We start from the raw sequence: 400 nt of genomic DNA on the forward strand, positions 1-400 counted from the left end.
TGAGAACACCGGGAATAAAAGGGGCCACGGATCGGCCGGTAGCACCGGATTAAAAATGGGCCAGTCCTGCTAGACCCCTGCTTTTGTGCGGGGGTGGAGGATGAAGAGAGTGGAGCTTTATCAGAAGGTCCGCCGCGCCGTGCTGATTGACGGGATGAGCCGTCGCGCTGCTGCCCGGTATTTTGGGATCAACCGCAAGACCGTAGACAAGATGCTGTGCTTCCCGGAACCGGGGGCGCATGGCCGGAGTGGGCAAACCTACAGCCGCAAGCTGGCGGAATATACCGAGATCATCGACCAGATCCTGGTGGATGACCGCAAGGTGCACAGCAAGCAGCGACACACTGCCGCCCGCATTTTCGAGCGTTTGCGCGATGAGCATGGTTTCACCGGTGGCATC

Annotated in this window: 1 pseudogene; it reads left to right on the forward strand. The window is 59.5% G+C overall.

The annotated features are described in order from the left end of the window. Positions 1-109: 109 nt before the first annotated feature. Positions 110-400, forward strand: a pseudogene (locus H926_RS0104580) (IS21 family transposase); the annotation flags it as partial.

The organism is Novosphingobium sp. B-7 (assembly GCF_000410615.1).
In the GTDB taxonomy this organism is placed as follows: domain Bacteria; phylum Pseudomonadota; class Alphaproteobacteria; order Sphingomonadales; family Sphingomonadaceae; genus Novosphingobium; species Novosphingobium capsulatum.